Source organism: Oribacterium sp. oral taxon 102, assembly GCF_013394775.1.
In the GTDB taxonomy this organism is placed as follows: domain Bacteria; phylum Bacillota; class Clostridia; order Lachnospirales; family Lachnospiraceae; genus Oribacterium.
In genome coordinates this window covers 983315-1003073 of sequence record NZ_JABXYT010000001.1, presented here as the reverse complement: position 1 = coordinate 1003073, position 19759 = coordinate 983315, and the positions used below count along the sequence as shown (strand labels likewise).

18 protein-coding genes, 5 tRNA genes and 1 other RNA gene are annotated in these 19759 nt (G+C 56.6%); 4 read left to right on the top strand and 20 right to left on the bottom strand.

Annotated elements, in window-relative coordinates:
• Positions 1-133: 133 nt before the first annotated feature.
• The 12 genes from hslO to HW273_RS04545 all read right to left on the bottom strand — a co-directional run bounded on the left by hslO (position 134) and on the right by HW273_RS04545 (position 9790).
• Positions 134-1060, bottom strand: a complete 927-nt coding sequence (gene hslO, locus HW273_RS04600; protein ID WP_179010659.1) for an Hsp33 family molecular chaperone HslO — start codon at positions 1058-1060, stop codon at positions 134-136.
• A complete protein-coding gene (locus tag HW273_RS04595) occupies positions 1060-1611 on the bottom strand; it encodes an SEC-C metal-binding domain-containing protein (RefSeq protein WP_179010658.1) in 552 nt (183 codons plus the stop codon). Before HW273_RS04595 ends, hslO begins: the two co-directional genes overlap by 1 nt.
• A gap of 186 nt (positions 1612-1797) precedes the next feature.
• Positions 1798-2640 carry a 5-dehydro-4-deoxy-D-glucuronate isomerase gene (kduI, locus tag HW273_RS04590; protein ID WP_179010657.1) on the bottom strand — a complete coding sequence of 281 codons (843 nt, stop codon included), beginning with the start codon at positions 2638-2640 and terminating at the stop codon, positions 1798-1800.
• A 92-nt stretch (positions 2641-2732) separates the two neighbouring features.
• On the bottom strand, positions 2733-3989 hold the full coding sequence (locus tag HW273_RS04585; RefSeq protein ID WP_179010656.1) for an AI-2E family transporter: 1257 nt from the start codon (positions 3987-3989) through the stop codon (positions 2733-2735).
• Positions 3990-4332: 343 nt separating this feature from the next.
• Positions 4333-4514: non-coding RNA, 6S RNA (gene ssrS, locus HW273_RS04580), on the bottom strand.
• A gap of 50 nt (positions 4515-4564) precedes the next feature.
• Positions 4565-5299, bottom strand: a complete 735-nt coding sequence (locus tag HW273_RS04575) for a thiamine diphosphokinase (protein WP_179010655.1) — start codon at positions 5297-5299, stop codon at positions 4565-4567.
• On the bottom strand, positions 5296-5820 hold the full coding sequence (locus HW273_RS04570; RefSeq protein WP_243206744.1) for a nucleoside deaminase: 525 nt from the start codon (positions 5818-5820) through the stop codon (positions 5296-5298). The genes HW273_RS04575 and HW273_RS04570 overlap by 4 nt, the downstream gene beginning before the upstream one ends.
• A 23-nt stretch (positions 5821-5843) precedes the next feature.
• Positions 5844-7037: a phosphopentomutase gene (locus HW273_RS04565; RefSeq protein WP_179010654.1), complete on the bottom strand. Its 1194-nt coding sequence runs from the start codon at positions 7035-7037 to the stop codon at positions 5844-5846.
• Positions 7034-7822, bottom strand: coding sequence for a uridine phosphorylase (udp, locus tag HW273_RS04560; RefSeq protein WP_179010653.1), 789 nt, complete (start codon positions 7820-7822; stop codon positions 7034-7036). The genes HW273_RS04565 and udp overlap by 4 nt, the downstream gene beginning before the upstream one ends.
• Positions 7823-7833: 11 nt before the next feature.
• Positions 7834-8538, bottom strand: a complete 705-nt coding sequence (deoD, locus tag HW273_RS04555) for a purine-nucleoside phosphorylase (RefSeq protein ID WP_179010652.1) — start codon at positions 8536-8538, stop codon at positions 7834-7836.
• A 39-nt stretch (positions 8539-8577) separates the two neighbouring features.
• Complete coding sequence (locus HW273_RS04550) at positions 8578-8994, bottom strand: cytidine deaminase (RefSeq protein ID WP_179010651.1); 417 nt, start codon at positions 8992-8994, stop codon at positions 8578-8580.
• Between the two features lie 106 nt (positions 8995-9100).
• On the bottom strand, positions 9101-9790 hold the full coding sequence (locus HW273_RS04545; protein WP_179010650.1) for a zinc metallopeptidase: 690 nt from the start codon (positions 9788-9790) through the stop codon (positions 9101-9103).
• A 214-nt stretch (positions 9791-10004) separates the two neighbouring features.
• Here HW273_RS04545 and HW273_RS04540 point away from each other — a divergent pair.
• From HW273_RS04540 to HW273_RS04525, 4 genes are all read left to right on the top strand, one after another.
• Positions 10005-10078 (top strand) — tRNA-Arg (locus HW273_RS04540).
• A 32-nt stretch (positions 10079-10110) separates the two neighbouring features.
• Positions 10111-10184: transfer RNA gene (locus HW273_RS04535), tRNA-His, on the top strand.
• Between the two features lie 32 nt (positions 10185-10216).
• Positions 10217-10288, top strand: a tRNA-Gln gene (locus HW273_RS04530).
• Between the two features lie 9 nt (positions 10289-10297).
• Positions 10298-10370: transfer RNA gene (locus HW273_RS04525), tRNA-Lys, on the top strand.
• Positions 10371-10976: 606 nt separating this feature from the next.
• Here HW273_RS04525 and HW273_RS04520 read toward each other — a convergent pair.
• The 8 genes from HW273_RS04520 to pyk form a co-directional block, all read right to left on the bottom strand.
• A tRNA-Leu gene (locus HW273_RS04520) sits at positions 10977-11056 on the bottom strand.
• A gap of 186 nt (positions 11057-11242) precedes the next feature.
• Positions 11243-11869: a bifunctional 4-hydroxy-2-oxoglutarate aldolase/2-dehydro-3-deoxy-phosphogluconate aldolase gene (eda, locus tag HW273_RS04515; protein WP_179010649.1), complete on the bottom strand. Its 627-nt coding sequence runs from the start codon at positions 11867-11869 to the stop codon at positions 11243-11245.
• Positions 11870-12008: 139 nt separating this feature from the next.
• Positions 12009-13163, bottom strand: a complete 1155-nt coding sequence (gene rdgB, locus HW273_RS04510) for an RdgB/HAM1 family non-canonical purine NTP pyrophosphatase (RefSeq protein ID WP_179010648.1) — start codon at positions 13161-13163, stop codon at positions 12009-12011.
• Entirely contained in the window at positions 13160-14317 is a 1158-nt protein-coding gene (locus HW273_RS04505) for a THUMP domain-containing class I SAM-dependent RNA methyltransferase (protein WP_179010647.1), read from the bottom strand. Before HW273_RS04505 ends, rdgB begins: the two co-directional genes overlap by 4 nt.
• Position 14318: 1 nt before the next feature.
• Positions 14319-14948, bottom strand: a complete 630-nt coding sequence (locus HW273_RS04500) for a DUF1700 domain-containing protein (RefSeq protein WP_179010646.1) — start codon at positions 14946-14948, stop codon at positions 14319-14321.
• Between the two features lie 247 nt (positions 14949-15195).
• Positions 15196-17001 carry an aspartate--tRNA ligase gene (gene aspS, locus HW273_RS04495; protein WP_179010645.1) on the bottom strand — a complete coding sequence of 602 codons (1806 nt, stop codon included), beginning with the start codon at positions 16999-17001 and terminating at the stop codon, positions 15196-15198.
• A 13-nt stretch (positions 17002-17014) separates the two neighbouring features.
• Positions 17015-18277, bottom strand: coding sequence for a histidine--tRNA ligase (gene hisS, locus HW273_RS04490; protein ID WP_179010644.1), 1263 nt, complete (start codon positions 18275-18277; stop codon positions 17015-17017).
• 10 nt (positions 18278-18287) lie between these two features.
• The gene (gene pyk / locus HW273_RS04485) at positions 18288-19715 is read right to left on the bottom strand and encodes a pyruvate kinase (RefSeq protein WP_179010643.1); all 1428 of its coding nucleotides are present in this window, start codon (positions 19713-19715) and stop codon (positions 18288-18290) included.
• Positions 19716-19759: the final 44 nt, after the last annotated feature.

The following is a 19759-nucleotide window of genomic DNA, read 5'->3' as shown; positions in this document are numbered from 1 at the left end:
ATTACCGTATCGGAATCCCGATGCCGCCGGAGCGTACCCGCAGTGCCTGCCGGAATTCGGTACGGCGGCAGATAATAATTTATCAAATCCCCATCCCGCGGTCAATTCCGCCTCTAAGGAGTTTATATTTTTTTTAGAAATTTGTTTCTTTCATTCCGCCCACGCTCTTTATCGAAGTGAGGTGACTGCGGTTCAGCAGCATTTTCAGTTCCTCCGAAGAGAAAAGATAACGCTTCCCGCAGAAATCGCAGCTTACCTCCTGCGATTTCCCCTCATTGGCAAGCTCCAGCAGATCCTTCCGGCTGATCGAAAGCAGCACCTGTTCAACCCTCTCCCTGCTGCAGTCACAGTGATAACTGACCTCGGTTCTGTCCTTCAGCTCCAACTCCATATCGCCGAGAATATGCCGGAGCATCTCCTCCGGGCGCATCCCCGCCTTCAGCATATCCGTCACGGAATGAATCGCAGAGAGCTGTGCCTCCAAGCGGGAGATCACTTCCTCCTCCGCCCCCGGCAGGAGCTGAATGAGGAAGCCGCCGGACTGATCCACGGTATTCTCCTTTGTCATCAGCACACCGAGTCCAACAGAGGACGGCACCTGCTCGCTCGCCGCGAAATAATAGGTCAGATCCTCTGCGATTTCTCCGGTTCTGAGCTCGGTCTGGCCGACATAGGGCTCCTTCAGTCCGCTGTCCCGAATCACAGAAAGCAGCCCGCTGCCGACCGCACCGCCCACATTCAGATGATGCGCCTCATTCGCGGGAAGTATGACATTCGGGTTTTGACAATAGCCCTTCACATGTCCGTGCGTATCCGCCGTCACCGTGATGCCTCGGATCGGTCCGTCTCCCCGGATCGAGAGCGTCAGGAGGTCTTTGTCTCCCTTCATATCCACCGCCATCATCACTGCGGCGCTCATGCATCTGCCGACCGCCGCAGTGATGATCGGAGAAGTATTGTGTACGCGCCTCTGCTCCTCTGCGACATCTCTGGTCGTACAGGCGAAGGCACGGATCTGTCCCTGCATCGCCGTCGCGCGGATCACATAGTTCTCTCCCATCAAGCCTCCTCAGAGAGCGCCTTCATTGCCATCTCCTCGTCCTGCCGCATATGGCACTTCTTGTACTTCTTTCCGGAACCGCAGGGACACGGGTCGTTCGGGTAAATCTTCTTCGACTCTCTGCGGACAGTGCCGGACTTCTTCTGCTCCTTGTACAGTTCCCTGCGCCTCTCCTCGGAGAGAATGCCGTCCCACTCCGGAAGCCCGTAGAGCCAGCTCGCCTTCGCCTCCACCATATTGTAATAAAGCTTCTCCGGGTCGATCTCGATGCGAACCTCGGTGTTCTCATCCATCGTCTCGATCGGGTTATGGAAGCCCTTCAGAGACTCATCGATGCCGTCCAGTATGCCGGTAAAGTAAAAGACATTGATGCCAAAGTGCTCCGCCAGCTCCTGTACAGAGCCGGTAAAGACATGGCTCGGATCCTTCAGAACCTCCGCATAGAAGCCCTTCTCCAACGCAAAGTATTCCTGCCAGAGCTTCTCCTGCTCCGCCTTCGCGCGTCCGTCCCCGTAGGCCTGCACTCTCCAGTTTTCCAGTAATGTTGCCATGCTGTTTTCTCCTCAATTTTCATGTAATCCGAATGTGGTAAATCACGCCGCATATTGTAAAGTCTGCGCGCCGCTCCACTGCTTCACCGGATTCTGCGCCGCGCTCTTTAGAAGCACTGATAAATTCGTAATTCACATCCCATTGGCATATAAGCTTACAATCCAATCAGCGTTTCCCTTTACCCCTCATCGCAGATCCGGTGTACGGATCGTATCCATATCGTCAAATTCCTGGTTCTCTCCGCCCATTGCCCAGATGAAGGTATAGTTGTGTGTCGCTGCCGCGCTGTGAATCGACCACGACGGCGAAATTACCGCTTCCTCATTCCGGAGCACGAGATGCCTCGTCTCCTGAGGACGCCCCATAAAATGGAACACCGCCTGATCCTCCGGCACCTCGAAATAGGTGTAGATTTCCATCCTGCGCTCATGCGTATGGCTCGGCATCGTATTCCAGACGGAGCCCTCCTTGAGCTCTGTCATCCCCATCGAGAGCTGCGCAGTCTTCAGCACATCCGGATGTATGAACTGATTGATGACTCTCTCATTGGAGAGCGCCCGCTCACCGACCGGGCGATGGTTCGCCTCCTGCATCGTGATCAGCCTCGTCTCATAGCTGATATGCGCCGGGGCAGAGACCATGTAGAACTTCGCCGGCTTTGAAGGCTCATCCGAACGGAAGCTGACCTTCCTCGCCCCCTTCGTGATATAAAGGCAGTCCTTGTAGGAAAGACGGTACTCCGTACCATCCACCATGATCCTGCCTGCACCGCCGATATTGAAAATCCCGATCTCCCGTCTCTCCAGAATGTAGTGTGTTCCGAAATTATGCCAGCAGTCGATTCCCTTATCCAGCGGCACCTCCTCCCTCACCGGCATACAGCCGAAAGTAACCATCCGATCCACATGGGAATAAACCGCCGTAACCTCGTCTGAGCGGTACAAATCGCTGATCAGGAACTCCCGGCGAAGCTCCTCTGTCGTATATCTCTTCACATCCTCCGGATTGGCGCTGTAACGAATCTCCATCTATGAACCTCCATTTCTGCATCTGCGCACGGTCTCAAGTGTACTACATTTATCAATGCCTTACAAGTTTTCGTTTGCCGCCCCTCTCCTCCTCATAGCTCCTGATATGCCGCCGCATCCTCCGGGAGACGCTTCTCGCGGAGCCTGCGGTTCACATAACGGCGGAGGAGGTTCATCAGCACCGCCCAGGTAGGCACCGCGATAATCATACCCACGAAGCCGAAGAGTCCGCCGAAGAGCAGGATCGAAAACAGCACCCAGAAGCTCGAAACGCCGGTAGAATTCCCGAGAATCTTCGGTCCGATCACATTACCGTCAAGCTGCTGAATCACCAGAATCACGATCAGGAAATAGAGTCCCTGCATCGGACTGGCGAGGAAGATCAGGACAAAGCTAGGTATCGCGCCGATGAACGGGCCGAAGAAGGGGATCACATTGGTCGCACCCACTACCACCGACACCAGCATGACGTAGGGCATCTTCATCACACTGAGTACGAAGAAGGTGAGGAAGCCGATGATCACGGAGTCCACGATCTTTCCGACGATGAAGCCGCCGAACATCCTGTCGATATACTTCAGCTCCGATACAACCGCCTCCGCCATGTGCTGCGGAAAAAAGGCGAAAAGCAGCTTCCGGAACTGTCCGACCAGCTTTTCCTTCATATTCAGGAGATATACCATCACGATCAACCCGAGCAGCAGATTCATCAGCCATTTCACCATGGATAAAATCCCGCTGGAAAGGGAACCAACGATATTTCGTATATTCGGAAGCAGGGTATTGCTCATAAAACCGGAGACAAAACTGTACAGCTCCTCATAGAGATTCTCCAGTGTCGTCTGAACCTCCGGATAACCGGAGAGGGCCTGACTTGCACTGTCATAGAAATTTCCGGCAGTTGACGGAAAGGTATTGATCAGGTTCGTGACGGATTTCAGCAGCTCCGGGATCACCATTGAAACCAGTCCGGTGCTGACTGTGATGAGAAGCAGCAGCGCCGCAAGTGTCCCTGTAAGCCTCGCAATCCCCTCCATTCTGTCCGCCCGCTTCCGGAGCCGCTCCGCAATTCCCTTATCCGAAGGCTTCCCCGTCTGTGCTCTCTCTGCCGAAGACAGCAGCGAGAGCCGCTTTCGCACCGCGCCTGCCGCCCAGTCATAGACCGGTGCCATCAGGTACGCCATCACCGCCCCGTAAATAATCGGACGAAGGATCATCAGAAGCGTGCTCAGTCCCGCCTGAATTGTTTTCAGATTCGTGCTCAAAAGGTATACCGCCACCGCCGCCGCCAAAACCAAGAACGCGGTAAGCCCCCACTTGATCTGCTCCTCCCATTTCTCCCTCTTCATCGTCTCTCCCTGCCGCATCGCAGCATGTAAATATTCCTTTCGAATTGTCCCGTCAGATGACCGAATGCCCGCTCGTGCAGGCACGGCGGCCATTCTCCATCACCATCGCCTGTATAAGTCCCCGCAGCACTTTGCTGCTTCGCAGCTTCCGTGCTGCCAACAGGCATTCGCAAATCGCTCTGCTCACCGTGTTCGCATCGCTTTTTTGCTCATGCCTGTTGTCCCGTCAGATGACCGAATGCCCGCTCGTGCAAGCACGGCGGCCATTCGGTCGCCTGACGGGGACTTATACAGCAAAAGGCTCCCTGTCGGAAAGACAGGGAGCCGCAGTTCTTCTCATTTCAGAGACCCCAGAACGCCGTACTGCACGCTTGACTCCTAGCTCGCAGCCAGGTGGGTTACCTCACGGATACATCTATAGTCCTTTACCCTTGGGAAGGCATTATATCAATACCTCAAATATCGGAATCCCGTATGTCATATTTGTAGGTTCAAATTGTGCAGCCACGCACGCCCCAGAAGTTTCTCTGTATCTGCATTATAGCAAAGGAAGCTATCTTTCGCAAGAGCCGCTTTCAGGGGACAATATCGTAGATCAGCAGCAGCGTTCCCTCTCTTACCGAGATCCGCGCCGCCATCCCGACAAACTCATTGCTGAGACCTGTCGGCGTCAGGTTGTTCAGCGTCACCTCCCGGATAATATACTTGAAGCCCTCCTCGCTCACACCGCAGCTCTCGTCGCTGAGCGACAGCGCCGAGAAGTAGCCTCTCCGCCCTGCAGGGAAGCATCTCTCCTCATTGTGGATCGCCGTGATAAGCTGCTCTCTCCCATAGAGATACGCATGACAGCCCCGCTTCGCCAGAAATCCGAGGATCTGCAGGTTGGCAATGCTGTGATCCATTCGTTTCCCGGTGCCGCCCAGGATATGAAACTCTGTACAGCCCTCCTCCAGCCCGATCCGCACACAGGCAAGCAGATCCGGGTCATTCTTGACCGGATCAATGATCCGGGTCTCAATCCCATCCAGCTCCGTTTTTCTCAGATGATGAATATACTCTGCCTTCTCCGCATCGGCAAAGATCGAGAGTCCCGCGACCTCACCGGTCGTTCCTGCGACCCCCTCCACCCGCATCGAGTCGAAGTCTCCGACGATCAGCTGCGGCCGAAGCCCCACCGCACACAGATTTTCATAGCCGGCATCCGCGGCAATCAGGAGATCTCTCTCCGGATCGATCCGAAGTCCCGCCGGAATCCCGAAAAAATCTCCCGCGCCGGCGATGATACAGCGCCTGCCGCCGATTCTGCTCATATCTTCCCTCTCATGTGCGAAAAAAAGTCCGACAGAAGTGCGCTGCATTCCTCCCGGCAAACCCCCTCCCGAACCTCTGCCCGATGATTCAGTTCGCGCAGATGGAGCACGTCCAGCACAGAACCGCAGAAGCCCGCCTTGGCGTTCCGCACCGCCATCACCAGCCGGGGAATGCGCGCCTGCAGGATAGCGCCTGCGCACATCGGACAGGGCTCCAATGTCACATACATCGTGCAGTCCTCGATCCGCCAGTCCGAGAAAGCACGGCACGCACTCCGGATCGCGAGAATTTCAGCGTGCGCAAGCGCACTCCTGTCTCGGTTCCTGCGGTTATAGCCCCTGCCGATGACAGTCCCCGGCACGATCCCCAGCGTCTCCGCATTCCGATCCGCCATGCTGTCCGGTCTGCTTCCGTCATAGACGATCACGCAGCCGATCGGCACATCCCCGTTCCGCCCCGCCTTCCGTGCCTCCCGAATGGCAAGACGCATGAAGTATGCATCCTTTTCCGCCTGCGTCATATTCTCTTCTATGCTTCCTCGGCTCACTGCAAGCGTCCCAGCAGCGACGCACCGATCGTTCCCTCCGGCATAGCAACGCCGAAGTTCTCCGCGATTGTCGCACCGATCACTGCGAAGCTCTCCTGCTCCGGCAGAAGCCCTCCCGCGAGTCCCTTGCCGTATGCCAGCATCGGTACCTGCTCTCTGGTGTGATCCGTCCCGCTGTAGGTCGGATCATTGCCATGGTCTGCCGTCAGGATCAGAAGATCCTGCTCCCCAAGGCGCGGAAGCAGCTCCCCTAGCTTCCGATCGAAGCGCTCGATCTCCTCTGCGTAGCCCTTCGGATCTCTGCGATGTCCCCAGAGCGCGTCAAAGTCCACAAGGTTCACGAAGCAGAGCCCCGTGAAATCGTCTGTCCCTGCCTCCTCTATCGTCTGCTCCATTCCGTTGACGGAGCTCACGGAATGAATCGCCCGCGTCACACCCTCTCCGACGAAGATGTCATTGATCTTTCCAATGGAAATCATATCAAATCCCGCATCCTTCAAGGCATTGAGCACCGTCCTGCCGAAGGGCTTCACTGCGAGGTCGTGCCGGTTGGCGGTTCGTTTGAACTCCCCTCTCCGCATCCCGACATACGGGCGGGCAATGACGCGTCCCACCCTCCATTCATCCCGCATGGTAATTTCCCGCGCGATCTCGCAGCAGCGATAGAGCTCCTGCAAGCCGAAAATCCTATCGTCTTCATGTCCGCAGATCTGCAGCACCGAGTCCGCCGAGGTATAGACGATCATGCTTCCGTCCCGGATCTGCTCCTCTGCCAGCTCATCCAGAATCTCTGTGCCGGATGCCGCCTTGTTGCCGATCACTCTGTGTCCGGTTCGCTCTTCGAGCTCACGGATCAGTTCCTTCGGGAAGCCGTGCTCCGTGAAAGTAATGAAGGGCTTCTCCGTCCTGAGTCCCATCATTTCCCAGTGTCCGGTCATCGTGTCCTTACCTCTGGATGCCTCATTCAGCCGGAGAAAGTACCCCATCGGCCTCTCCACCGGCAGAATCCCCGTCAGCTCCTTCAGGTTCGCCATCCCGAGCGCCTGCAGGTTCGGCACCTTCATATTCGGATTCCTCTCCGCGATATGTCCCCAGGTATCCGCCCCGCTGTCCCCGAAGTCCGCCGCATCCCTCGCCGAACCCATGCCGAGAGAGTCCAGCACGATCAGGAAAATCCTTTTAAATCTCATTGTGCCCTGTCCTTTCCTCTGTCCCTGCGGATCATCCTGCGAATCGCCGAAACTGCGGTACGGATCGCCTTGTCCGTGTCATGCTCGATCTCGTTGGGAAGTCCCGCCTTCAGTCTCTCCTGATTCGACATGATGAAGAGCACTGCGCCGACGCGCACATGGAGATAAGCCCCCACAGTAAAGAGCGTCGCGCTCTCCATCTCCGAAGCCTTACAGCCGAGGCGCTTCCATGCCTCCCACTTCCTGAGAAGCTCCGTGCTGTTCGGAAGCTCCGCCGGCTTATGCTGTCCGTAGAAGGCATCCTTGCACTGCACCACACCAACATGAGAGCGGAATCCCAGCTCCTCCGCCGCTGCGACGAGCTCCGCAGTCAGCGCGAAATCCGAAACCGCAGGCCACTCCAGCGGCGCGTACTCCTTGCTCGTTCCATCCATACGGATCGCACCATTCGCGATCACGATATCACCCGCCGTCACGTCGAGATCGATCCCTCCCGCCGTTCCGACACGGATAAAGGTATCCGCCCCGCACATCGTGAGCTCCTCTAAGGCGATTGAGGCAGAAGGTCCGCCGATTCCCGTCGAACAGACGCTCACCCGTTCGCCGTCCAGCATCCCGGTATAGGTAACATACTCCCGATGATCGGCGACCTTCACCGGATTCTCGAAGTAAGCGGCGATCTTCTCACAGCGCTTCGGATCTCCCGGAAGGAGCACATATCTCCCGACCTCTCCCGGCGCTACATCGATATGATAGAGTCGCTCCGACTCTGAATAATTGATCATTTCTGCCCCCCTTACTCCGCGATCCGCAGCGCGATTTCCATCATCTGCCGGAAACCGACCTGCCTCTCCTCCGCAGAGAGCTTCTCTGCCTTGAAGAGGTGATCCGAAATGGTCAGAATCGCAAGGGCATGCTTGTGCGCGGCGATTGCATTCATATAGAGCGCCGCCGCCTCCATTTCGACGCAGAGCGCACCCATGGAAGCCCACTTCTTATTTACATCCGTAAATTGATTGTAGAAAATATCCGAGGAGACGACATTTCCCACCTTCGGCTCTATGCCGAGCTCTCTCGCCGCCTTCACTGCCTTCTCCAAAAGCCCGAAGTCCGCGATCGGCGCGAAAAGACCCGGAAGCTCGTACTGATAGGCATAGTTGGAATCCGTACAGGCTCCCATCGCAATGACGACATCCTTCAGATTCACATCCTTCTGCAGTCCTCCTGCAGAGCCGATCCGAATAATGTTGTCCACATCATACGCATGGAAAAGCTCATAGGAATAGATGGCAACCGAGGGAATGCCCATGCCGCCTCCCATGACGGAAATACGTTTCCCCTGATAGATACCGGTGAATCCCAGCATATTCCGAACCATGTTGAAGCAGCGCACCTCTGTGAGGTAGTTATCCGCGATGAACTTCGCGCGAAGCGGATCGCCCGGCAAAAGCACAGTCTTCGCGATATCACCCCTTTGGGCAGCATTATGTGGTGTTGGCATAGTCTTCTCCTTTATTTTGCGGCAGAAACGCCGTTTCCTCTACTTCCCCAGATGAGCCGGCAGAAATGCATGCGGCAGCAGCTCGCAAAGCAGATATTCCTCATAGTCCTCCTCCGATTTTGCGAGAAGAACCGTAAACCGATCGATATCACAGAACTCTGCCAGTGCCTGCCGACAGATCCCGCAGGGCTCGCAGATCGAGAAGTGCTCCGCCCCCTCCGGACCGCCGACGATAGCAATTTTCGAGAACTCCCTCACGCCCTCGCTGACCGCCTTGAACAGCGCGGTTCTCTCCGCGCAGTTCGATACGCCGTAGGATGCGTTCTCAATATTGCAGCCCTGAAAAAGCTGTCCATCTGCGGAAAGCAGCGCAGCGCCGACCTGAAAATGAGAATAGGGCGTGTAAGCCCTGCCGCGTGCTTCAAATGCCGCGCGAATCAAATTCTTATTGTCCATTCCTGCCTCTGTCCTGAAAGTATTCCCCGACGGGGACCTCATTATAGCAAATACTTGCTATAAAAGCAAACTGCGGCAGCCTTCTTTTGTACAACTTTTCCGAAGGCTACCTCCGACGCCGCTGCGAAAGCAGCACGAGCCGGAAGAGCTGCAGGGCAGAGGAGACAAGCGCTGCCACATAGGTAAGTGCCGCAGCGGTCAGAACCCGCTTCGCGCCCTCCAGCTCCTGCTCGTTGAGCATCGCGGTCTCCCGCAGAACCCGGATTGCCCGTCCGCTGGCATCAAACTCCACCGGCAGCGTCACGAGCTGAAAAACCACTACGAGTGCAAAGAGGACAATGCCGATATTGACAAGCCCCGCCCAACCCAGCAGGAGACCTGCCAGGATAAGCGGCCAGGAAAGCTGCGAGCCGATATTCGCCATCGGAATGACGGCAGTGCGGACATGAATCGGAAAATAATCCGCCTCATACTGCATGGCATGTCCGCATTCGTGCGCTGCGACGCCGATCGCCGCCACAGAGCGGGAGCCGTAGACGCTGTCCGAAAGCCGCAGCACTCTCTCCTCCGGCGAGAAATGATCCGTCAGACTGCCGGAAATGTGTTCCACCCGAACGTCGCAGATCCCCGCTCCATGAAGAATCGCCTCCGCCGCCTGCGCGCCGGTAATCCCTCCGTGGTTCGCGACCTTCTCGTATTTCCGGAAGCTGCTCCTCACATTCCATGACGCCCACATCGCAATAAGCGCGCCGAGCAGTACCAGAATGTATGTAGAATCATAAAAATATCCGTACATAAATAATCTCCTCCTCTTATAATTTATACAGTATAGCATGACTTTGTGAAACTTCTGTTACCGATTTTCAAAAAACGGCAGCAATTCAGCTAAACAGCTTTTTCTATATCCCGCGAAACCGGCGCGGAAAAAGCGCAGCAGAAAAAGAATAAGTCCTTGACTTTTCTATGTCGTTTAGATATTATATTTGAGGCGCTTCATGGGAGGCGCGATTGAGCCAGTAGCTCAGCTGGATAGAGCAACGGCCTTCTAAGCCGTGGGTCGGGGGTTCGAATCCCTTCTGGCTCACTTTCCTTCCGCGGTAAGGAAAGTCTGATATGGTGGGTATAGCGTAGTTGGTTATCGCGCCAGATTGTGGTTCTGGAGGTCCTGGGTTCGAGTCCCAGTATCCACCCTTTTCTGAAAATTATGCCGGCAGGCATTTATGGGGCTATCGCCAAGCGGTAAGGCACAGGCCTTTGACGCCTGCACTCGTTGGTTCGAATCCAACTGGCCCTGTTTGATTATGAGACACTAGCTCAGTCGGTAGAGCACTTGACTTTTAATCAAGTTGTCGCGGGTTCGATTCCCGCGTGTCTCACTTTACGGCATTTCTGTATTCATAATTGTTAATAACCGGCTTTGATTTGGAAACGGCATCCTGAAGAGGACGCCGTTTTTTGCAGTCCATACGATTCTGTCATAGCCTTAGGGAAACACTGATTTATTCATAACTCACGTACCATGGACGTGTACCTCAAAAGGCACTCTCATGGGGACTCGGCTTCGCCCGGGAGGCTTCAGCCGCCCCCCTCTGCGCAGCAATCGCAAGCGATTGCTGCGCAGAGCCGCATGGCTCCCCCCGATCAACTCTCCCCGATCAAGGATCCGGGGCAATCGGGAGGCACATCTCTCTGAATGTGGTCAAATACACTCCGAGTCTGCCCGAGTCGTGCTCTGTCCGGAAGACATCGCACGCTTTCGCTGCGCAAAACAACAGGCTTCGCCTGTCTCCAGATCGTTCCGAAATTTCCATGAGGAAACTTCGGAACTTTTTCCGTTTTAATCAGCGTTTCCTTAGATCTCCTGCTTTACGGGCGGAGGCAGCTTGCCCGCAGCAAAACGGCTGTCGTCTCCTGCCCCGAGAATCCAAGAAAAAAAAACAGAAGCCCATACAGCCTGAATGCTGCCTGAGCCCCTGTCACTCTGCGGATAACAGGACTTGAACCTGCACGGTCTCCCACCAGAACCTAAATCTGGCGCGTCTGCCAATTCCGCCATATCCGCGCGTCCGATACGGAACAGGTATGAATTATAGCATGGATTGAAGAGGAAAGCCAAGGCTTTCCTCTTCAATCCGTCGCTTCCGTATGTCCGGAAATATAAAGTTCAGCTACGCCGTTCGCAATTCGTCGAAGCAATACCATGAATTTAAATTCTAATTTCAATGAATTGCTCGCGGAGCCGTCCGAATCAGTGCGTGAGATCGTATGCCTCCTGGCAGAGCTTCGTGATCTCTGCCCAGCTCTTTGCGCTTACGAGATCCTTCTTGCATACCCAGGTACCACCCACGCAGATGATCTTGCTGAAGCCGAGATACTCGTTAACATTGGATGGGCTCACGCCGCCTGTCGGCATGAACTTGAGATTCGGGAATACGGAGGCCAGCGCCTTGATGGTATTCAGTCCGCCGTAAGCTGCCGCCGGGAAAAACTTCACCATCGGAAGATTATAACGAAGCGCATTCGCAATGTCGGTCGGCGTACAGGTGCCCGGGCAGTAGGGAATGCCATGTCCGATCGCATACTGCGCCACCTCATCTGAGAAGGACGGGCTGACGATAAACTGCGCGCCTGCCGCAACGGCTCTCGCCGCCTGCTCTCTGTCCAGCACGGTACCGGCTCCCACACAAACCTCCGGACACTCCGCTGCGATCCGACGGATCGACTCTGCGGCAGCATCGGTACGGAATGTCACCTCCGCCATAGGAAGACTGCCTGCCGCGAGTGCTCTCGCGAGAGGCACCGCATCATTCGCATCATCCAGAACGACTACCGGACAAACCTTAATATCAGCCAGCTTCTGCATAAACTCTGTCATGATTTTATCTCCTTCTACATACAGCACGTTTTATGAAAGCGTTTACATTATCATTCGTACCCCATTATAAACGATTCCGCTCCCGCATTCAAGGGCTTTCCCGCAGAAATCCCGCAGAACGGAACTGTTCAGTAGCAGTTCAGCTAAGGTAGCCCGGATGATAGCGGAGCTCCCCGTCCGCTGTCTCCTCGATCAGCATATAGGACGGCGTGCGGTTCGCCTGCCGCGGGAAGCTGACAGAACCCGGATTCAGACAGAGCACACCGTCAACCTCCTTGAGGAAGGGCTTATGCGTATGTCCGAACATCGCGATCTGGCAGTTCCTCGCCCGCGCCTCCTCCGCCAGTCTCGTCACATCCAGTCCGACCCGATAGCTGTGCCCATGCGTCAGGAAAGCGCGTTTCCGTCCGAGATTCAGCTCGATCTCCCGGGGAAGCGAGCTGAAAAAGTCATTGTTGCCCTCGACGAAATAGCAGGCGCAGTGCTCTCCTGCCGCTCGCCGGAAGATTCCCTCATCCTCCTCGAGATCTCCGAGATGGATCAGTACATCGATCGGCTGCTGCTCCCGGATGAGCCGGAGCAGCCCGTCGTGGCTTCTGTGCGAATCACTGACAACCAGTATCCTCCTCCCCTTCCGCTTCTCCGGCTGCCCGATCCGCGCTCGCAGCTTCTCATCATTCTCCATAACGGACTGCAGCACTCTCCGCATCTCCCGAAGTGCCTTCCCCCGATGCGAAAGCTGGTTCTTCTCCTCCGGAGAAAGCTCAGCGGAGGTTTTGCCGAGCTCCGGCAGGTAAAGGATCGGATCATAGCCGAAGCCGTTCTCTCCCCTCGGCTCCTCTGCGATCCGTCCCGGGAAAATCCCCTCCGTGTGAAAGACCCTGCCGTCCGCGAATGCCGCGCAGATATTACAGGTGAAGTGCGCGGCTCTCTCTTCTCCCTCCGCATGCCGGAGCTTCTCGATGATGTGACGATTCTTCACATCATAACCGGTCGCCTCTCCGAGATAGCGCGCGGAATAGATTCCCGGCGCCCCCCGCAGCCAGTCCACGCAGAGTCCGGAATCGTCCGCCAGAATGATATCGCCCTCCCGGAGCAGCCCGTGCAGACGCATATATTCACGGATGCCCACAGCCTTCAGCTCCGCGTTTTCCCCGAAGCTCCGCCCGGTTTCCGCCGGCTCGAACGAGATTCCGAGCTCCCCCTTGGATACGATCTCCTCCGCCGTATCCGACAGAATTTGGCGGATCTCCATCAGCTTATTCTGATTATGTGTCGCAAAAATGATTCTCATGCCTTCGCCCTGTAGCTGTATAAATAGGTCTTCATCATCCCGTTATAGATCTTTCGGTTTTTATCCGCCTTCCCGAGATACCTCTGTGCGTCCTCCCAGGCGGTAATCAGGTGCATATTCCAATGATCCAGTCCCTCGAAGCCCTCCCGCAGCTCGGTATAGAACATCGGGAGATTGCGCTTATCCTCGATCCGCTCTCCATAGGGCGGATTCGTGAGCAGCGTGCCGCCTCTCCCATGGTGCGACAGCTCTGCGACATCCCTCGTCTGAAAGTGGATGAGTTTCTCCACGCCGGCACGCTCCGCATTCTCCCGGCAGACCCGGATGATCTCCGGATCTATGTCGTAGCCCTGAATGTCCACTCTTTTCCCGGACGCATCGACGCCGTTCCGAAGAAGCTCCCGATTCACCAGCTCGTTCGCCTCCTCCAGCACATCATACCAGAGCTTCTTCGGAATCAGATTTTCCCATGCCTCGGAAAGAAAGGCACGATCCATTCCCGGCGCGATATTCGCCGCGAGCATCGCCGCCTCGATCGGGAAGGTGCCGGAGCCACACATCGGATCCAGAAACGGGCGATCCGCCCGCCAGCCGGTGAGCAGGATAAGCGCCGCGGCGAGGGTTTCCGTGATCGGCGCCTTTCCCATCTTGAGACGGTAGCCCCTCTTGTGCAGAGACTCCCCGCTCGTATCGAGACAGACCGTCACGAGATCCTTGTGAAGGAAGGCGCGAACCGGATACTTCGCGCCGTGCTCTTCGAACCAGCTCTCATGATAATACTCTCCCATCCGTGCGACCATCGCCTTCTTCATAATGGACTGGATATCCCTCGTGGAGAAGAGCTTCGACTTAATGGAGCTCGCCTTCGTCACCCAGAAGCTCGCGTCCTTTGGGAGGAACGCCTCCCACGGCAGCGCCCTCGTGCCCTGAAACAGTTCCTCCCAGCTCTCCGCACGGAAGCTCCCGACCTTCAGGAGCACCCGCTCCGCCGTCCGGAGAAAGACATTCGCCCGAGCGATCGCATCCGCGTCCCCGAGGAAGCTGACTCTGCCGTCGATAACCTCCGTGGTCTCGTAGCCGAGCTCCGTGATCTCCCGCTTTGTCACCGCCTCCAGTCCGAAATGGCAGGGCAGTATCAATTCATACGTTTTCATCCTAATTATCCATTATCCCCTTAAAGAACCAAAGCAGCACCAGCACTACGAGAAGCGGCATCAGAATCGGCGACAGAAGCCGGAACACGCCCCCGATCAGCACCATCAGCCCATACAGCAGGAGGAAAAGCAGCACCGCCGTGATCAAGCAGCCTGCATTCCCCATCTGATAAAAATGTGCACCCGGCATAAACGGCCGTTCTGCCTGCCCGCGGCTCTCATTCTCCACAGTCTGCCCGTCGGCGCTCTCCTCACGGCTCTGGTATCTGGTTTCTCTCTCCGATTGCTGCCCAAAGCTCTGAAACGGCTCCTCCGTATACACAGAGTCCTGCTGCGCGCCCTGATACGCGAGATCCTCCTCGTCCGTATTGTAATTGATCTCCTCCTCGGAATAGCGGAAGGGTGTCGTCGCAGCGACCCGATCCCCGCCTGCTTCCGCGGCATCCATGATGGATCTCGCGATCAGCCGCACGTCTCCAAGCTCGGAAACCACAGCCTCCTCGGTCTTGCCCGCAGAAATCCCATCCTGGATATAGCTGTAATAATAGTTGATCTGTTCCCGTATCACGCTATCAGACACGGAGTTCAGAAGCTCTGCTCTCAGTCTCCGGAGAAACTCGTCTCTTATCACCTGAATCCTCTCCTCTTCTCTTCCATAAAAACAACAAGACCTCCTGACAGCGTCCCATCTCTAGTCAAGTACAATCCATTTCCTAACTATACCATGAAACCCCGCCGGGAGGAACTATTTGCAATTTGATTTCAAAAAAACTTCACAGCCTCGGCGCTGTCCCAAGCCTGCTGTGCTCCGTGCATCCGCCCTGCCGGATACACGGAGCAGTATCCGATCGCTCCGCAGTCCCCCTATGGATGCCGCCTCACTGCTCACTGTTCTCCTCGCCCAGCACGGCGATGCCGAGATCGCTGAGCTGCTGCTCGTCGAAGACCGGAGCCGGTGCGTCCATCATCGGGTCGGAGCCATCCTTGATCTTCGGGAAGGCAATGACATCACGGATCGTATCAGAGCCAACCATCCACATCGCGAGACGATCCAGCCCGTAGGCAAGCCCCGCGTGCGGCGGTACGCCGTACTTGAATGCCTGCATCAGGAATCCAAACTGCTCATTCGCTTTCTCAGGCGTGAAGCCTAGCTTCTCAAGCATCTTCTCCTGCACCTCCGCCTGATGGATACGAACCGAGCCGCCGCCGAGCTCTGTGCCATTCAGAACGATGTCGTACGCCTTGGCACGAACCGCTCCCTGATTGCTGTCGAGCAGCCCGAGATCCTCGTCCATCGGCATCGTGAACGGATGGTGCATCGCCTGGAAGCGTCCCAGCTCCTCCGACCACTCAAACATCGGGAACTCCGTCACCCATAGGAATTTCCATGCGCTCCTATCGATCAGCCCAAGGTTCTTACCCAGCTCGATCCGCAGCGCGCCGAGCGCATTCCATACCGTCGCCCGCTCCGTATCCGATACGAACAAGAGCAGATCGCCCGGCTCCGCGTTCGCCGCAGCGATAAGCCGGGAGAGCTCCTCCTCCGAGAGGAACTTGGCGAAGCTGCTCTTGCGGCTTCCGTCCGCATTGAGCGTAAGATAAGCGAGCCCCTTCGCACCGTAGCCCCTGACGAGCTCAGTATATGCGTCGATCTGCTTTCTCGGCATTCCTGCCTGCCCCTTGACACAGAGCCCCTTAACATAGCCCCCCGCCTGCACGCAGCCCGAAAATACAGAGAAGCCGCAGTCACGAACTGCTTCGCTCACATCGAGAAGCGGCAGCTCGAAGCGCATATCCGGCTTGTCGGAGCCGTAGCGGTTCATCGCATCGATCCAGCGCATCCGAGGAATCGGAAGTGTGAGCTCCACGCCGCAGACCTCCCGGAACAGATACCGGAGAAGCCGCTCATTCAGCTCGATGACGTCCTCAACATCCACGAAGGAGAGCTCCATATCCACCTGCGTGAACTCCGGCTGTCTGTCCGCACGGAGATCCTCGTCACGGTAGCAGCGGGCGAGCTGGAAATAGCGATCCATGCCGGAAACCATCAGAAGCTGCTTCAGGAGCTGCGGCGACTGCGGCAGCGCATAGAAGGAACCATGGTGCATACGGCTCGGTACGAGGAAGTCGCGCGCCCCCTCCGGCGTAGACTTGATCAGCGTCGGCGTCTCGATCTCGAGGAAGCCGTTCTCCGTCATGAACTGCCGGATCAGGAAGGCAATCCTCGCTCTCGTCATGATCCGCTTCGCAAGCTCCGGTCTCCGGAGGTCAAGATAACGATATTTCAGCCGGATCTCCTCCTTGGTCTTGATACCGTTCTCGATCGGGAAGGGCGGCACCTCAGACTCGGAGAGAATGCGGAGCTCTCTCGCAGAGACCTCGATCGATCCGGTCGCGAGCTCTGCATTGGCATCCTTGCCGCGACTCCGCACCGTGCCGGTCACTGCGATCACGAACTCCGAGCGGAGCCGCGCCGCCTTCTCGAAGACCTCTGTTCCGCAGTCCGCCTCCTCAAAGAGGATCTGCAGAATGCCGGAGCGATCCCGCAGATCCGTGAAGATCAGCCCGCCCTTGTTTCTCGACTTCTGCACCCAGCCCATCACCGTCACAGCCTTGCCGATATAGGACTCATTTATCTCTGCACATCTCGCTGTTCTGTGCAGTCCCTGCATGGATTCCGCCATTTTTCCTTCCCCCCTAGTTCCTGAAAAACTCTCTGAATTCTGTATAGCCCTCTTCCGAGAGCTGTTCCTTCTGGAACTTCTTGTTCTTATTCATACGGGACAGCAGCACGATCTCGCCCCGCCTCCGGAGCACCATCGCCGCATTCACTGCCTCTATGGTTCTCTCCGCAGGCAGTCCCTTCTCGAGCAGGAACGCCGTCTTCTTCGGGCTGTCCTTAACCTGCTCCTTCGCGTCCAGCATAATGGTAATGATCCGCTCGAAGCCGATAGAGAAGCCCACCGCAGGCGTATCCTGTCCGGTGAATCTGCCGACCATCCGGTCATAGCGTCCGCCGCCGCCGACCGAGCCGGAGAAGTCCTCCGCCCGGATCTCGAAAATCGGACCGGTATAGTAGCCCATGCCGCGCACCAGCGTCGGATCAAACTCCACCCTGAGCCGCACTGCCGATATCTGCTGTACCGCCTCCATGATCTCCGCGAGATTCTCACAGATCGACTCCGGCATCACCTCCCGGAGCAGCTCTCCCAGCCTCCGGATATCCGATGCACCGGTACCGAGCTCCGCAAGCAGCGACTGATAACGATCAATCGCCGCCTCCGGATACCCAAGGGAGAGGAGCTCCTCCCTCACGCCCGCTTCCCCGATCTTGTCCGCCTTGTCCAGACTGATGCAGACCTTCTCGAAATCCTCCTCCGGGAAGCCCGCATAGCACTGCAGCCCGCGGAGAATCTCCCTGTCATTCAGTACGATCCGAAACGGGTGCTTCTCCCCGAAGCCGATACGGTTCAGGAGCGTGCCGATCGCGAGAATCAGCTCGATCTCGGAGAGATTCGTGCCGTCGCCGAATATGTCGATATCGCACTGAAAAAACTGCCGGAAGCGTCCCTTCTGCGGACGGTCGGCACGGAAAACCGGCCCGATCTGCAGTGCCTTGAACGGACTCGGAAGACTCGCCTGATTCTCAGCATAGAAGCGGGACAGCGGCAGCGTCAGGTCATAGCGGAGCCCGGAATCCGCCACACTGTCCACATCTCCGCTCTGAAATGCCTTCTCCAGCTTCTCTCCGCGCTTCATCACCTTGAAGATCAGCTTCTCATTGTCGCCGCCCTGCTTGCTCAGCAGGTTCTCGATATGCTCCACCACCGGCGTCTCGATCTCCGTGAAGCCGAACTCCCGATAGGTTTTTCTGATTTCTGACAGGACGTACTGTCGGAGCGCCATCTCCTCCGGCAGGATATCCTTCATGCCGGTAACCGGCTTTTTCTTCAATGCCATTTTTTCTCCCCTATGCCTGGATCACCCGCATCAGGTTTGTGATGCCGACCGCTCTTCTCCGCATCGCGTCGACGACCCCTGCCGTAATGATGCAGAGATCTCCTGCCTCGATATAGCCATACTGCTTCGTCTCCTCGATCGAGGTTTCGAAAAGCTCGTCCGTCGTATCCGCGCGGCGCGCCCAGATCGGACATACGCCCCAGAGCAGCATCATCTGCCGCGCTGTCGCCTGGCTCGGAGAGAGCGCGACGATCACAGACCTCGGGCGGTACTTGGAGAGCAGCTCTGCGGTCTTCCCTGACATGGTCGGAACAATAATCGCCTTCGCCTGCAGCTCATGCGCGGTCGTCGCGGTCGCAGCGCAGACGGCGTTGCTGATGTCCTCGTAGAGGTTCCGCTCAACCTTCCGGGTGCGGAAGGACTTGTAGTCGATAAACTGCTCCGTATACTCCACGATGGACGCCATCATCTCGAGCGCCTCGACCGGATACTTGCCGTTCGCTGTCTCACCGGAGAGCATCACGGCATCGGTTCCGTTGTATACGGCATTGGCGACGTCTGTCACCTCCGCGCGGGTCGGGCGCGGGTTCCGGATCATGGAATCCAGCATCTGCGTCGCGGTAATGACGATCTTGCCCTTGAAATTCGCCTTCTGTATCATCTCCTTCTGAAGCTGCGGAAGCTTCTTCGCATCGACCTCCACGCCGAGATCTCCACGCGCTACCATGATGCCGTCTGCAGCGTCGATGATCTCGTCCAGATTATCCAGCCCCTCCTGCGATTCGATCTTCGCAATGATCTTCATGTGCGCATTGGCATCCGCAATAAGCTTGCGGATATCCCGGATCGCCTGCGCATTCCGAATGAAGGACGCTGCCACGAAATCGAAGCCCTGCTCGATGCCGAAGCGGATGTCCTCCATATCCTTCTCCGTCAGGGAAGGAAGACGGATCGGTACGTTCGGCACATTGACGCCCTTCTTCTCCCCGAGCTCGCCGCCGTTTACGACGGTGCAGAGGATCTCCGCACCGCGAACCGCCTTGACACGAAGCCCGATCAGCCCATCATCGATCAGGATGACATTTCCCTCCTTCACATCCTCATTGAGGCCGTCGTAGTTGATGTAGACCTTTTCCTTCGTCCCGATGCACTTCTCGGTGGTCAGAATGAAGTCATCTCCGGTCAGAAGCGTGAGCTTCTGATGTCCCTCCAGCTCACCGGTACGGATCTCCGGTCCCTTGGTATCGAGGAGCGCCGCCACCTGTCTGCCGGTCTCCTTCCGTGCCTGCTTCAGAAGCTCCAGCCTGCCGAGGTGCTCCTCGTAATCGCCGTGCGAGAAGTTAAAGCGTGCCACATCCATCTGCCCCGCCAGCCTCTTCATTACCTCATAGTTCTGAGAATTCGGTCCCATCGTACATACGATCTTCGTTCTTCTCATTCTGTCTGCAAATCTCCTTTCACTCTTATGTCCCGCTTCCGCCG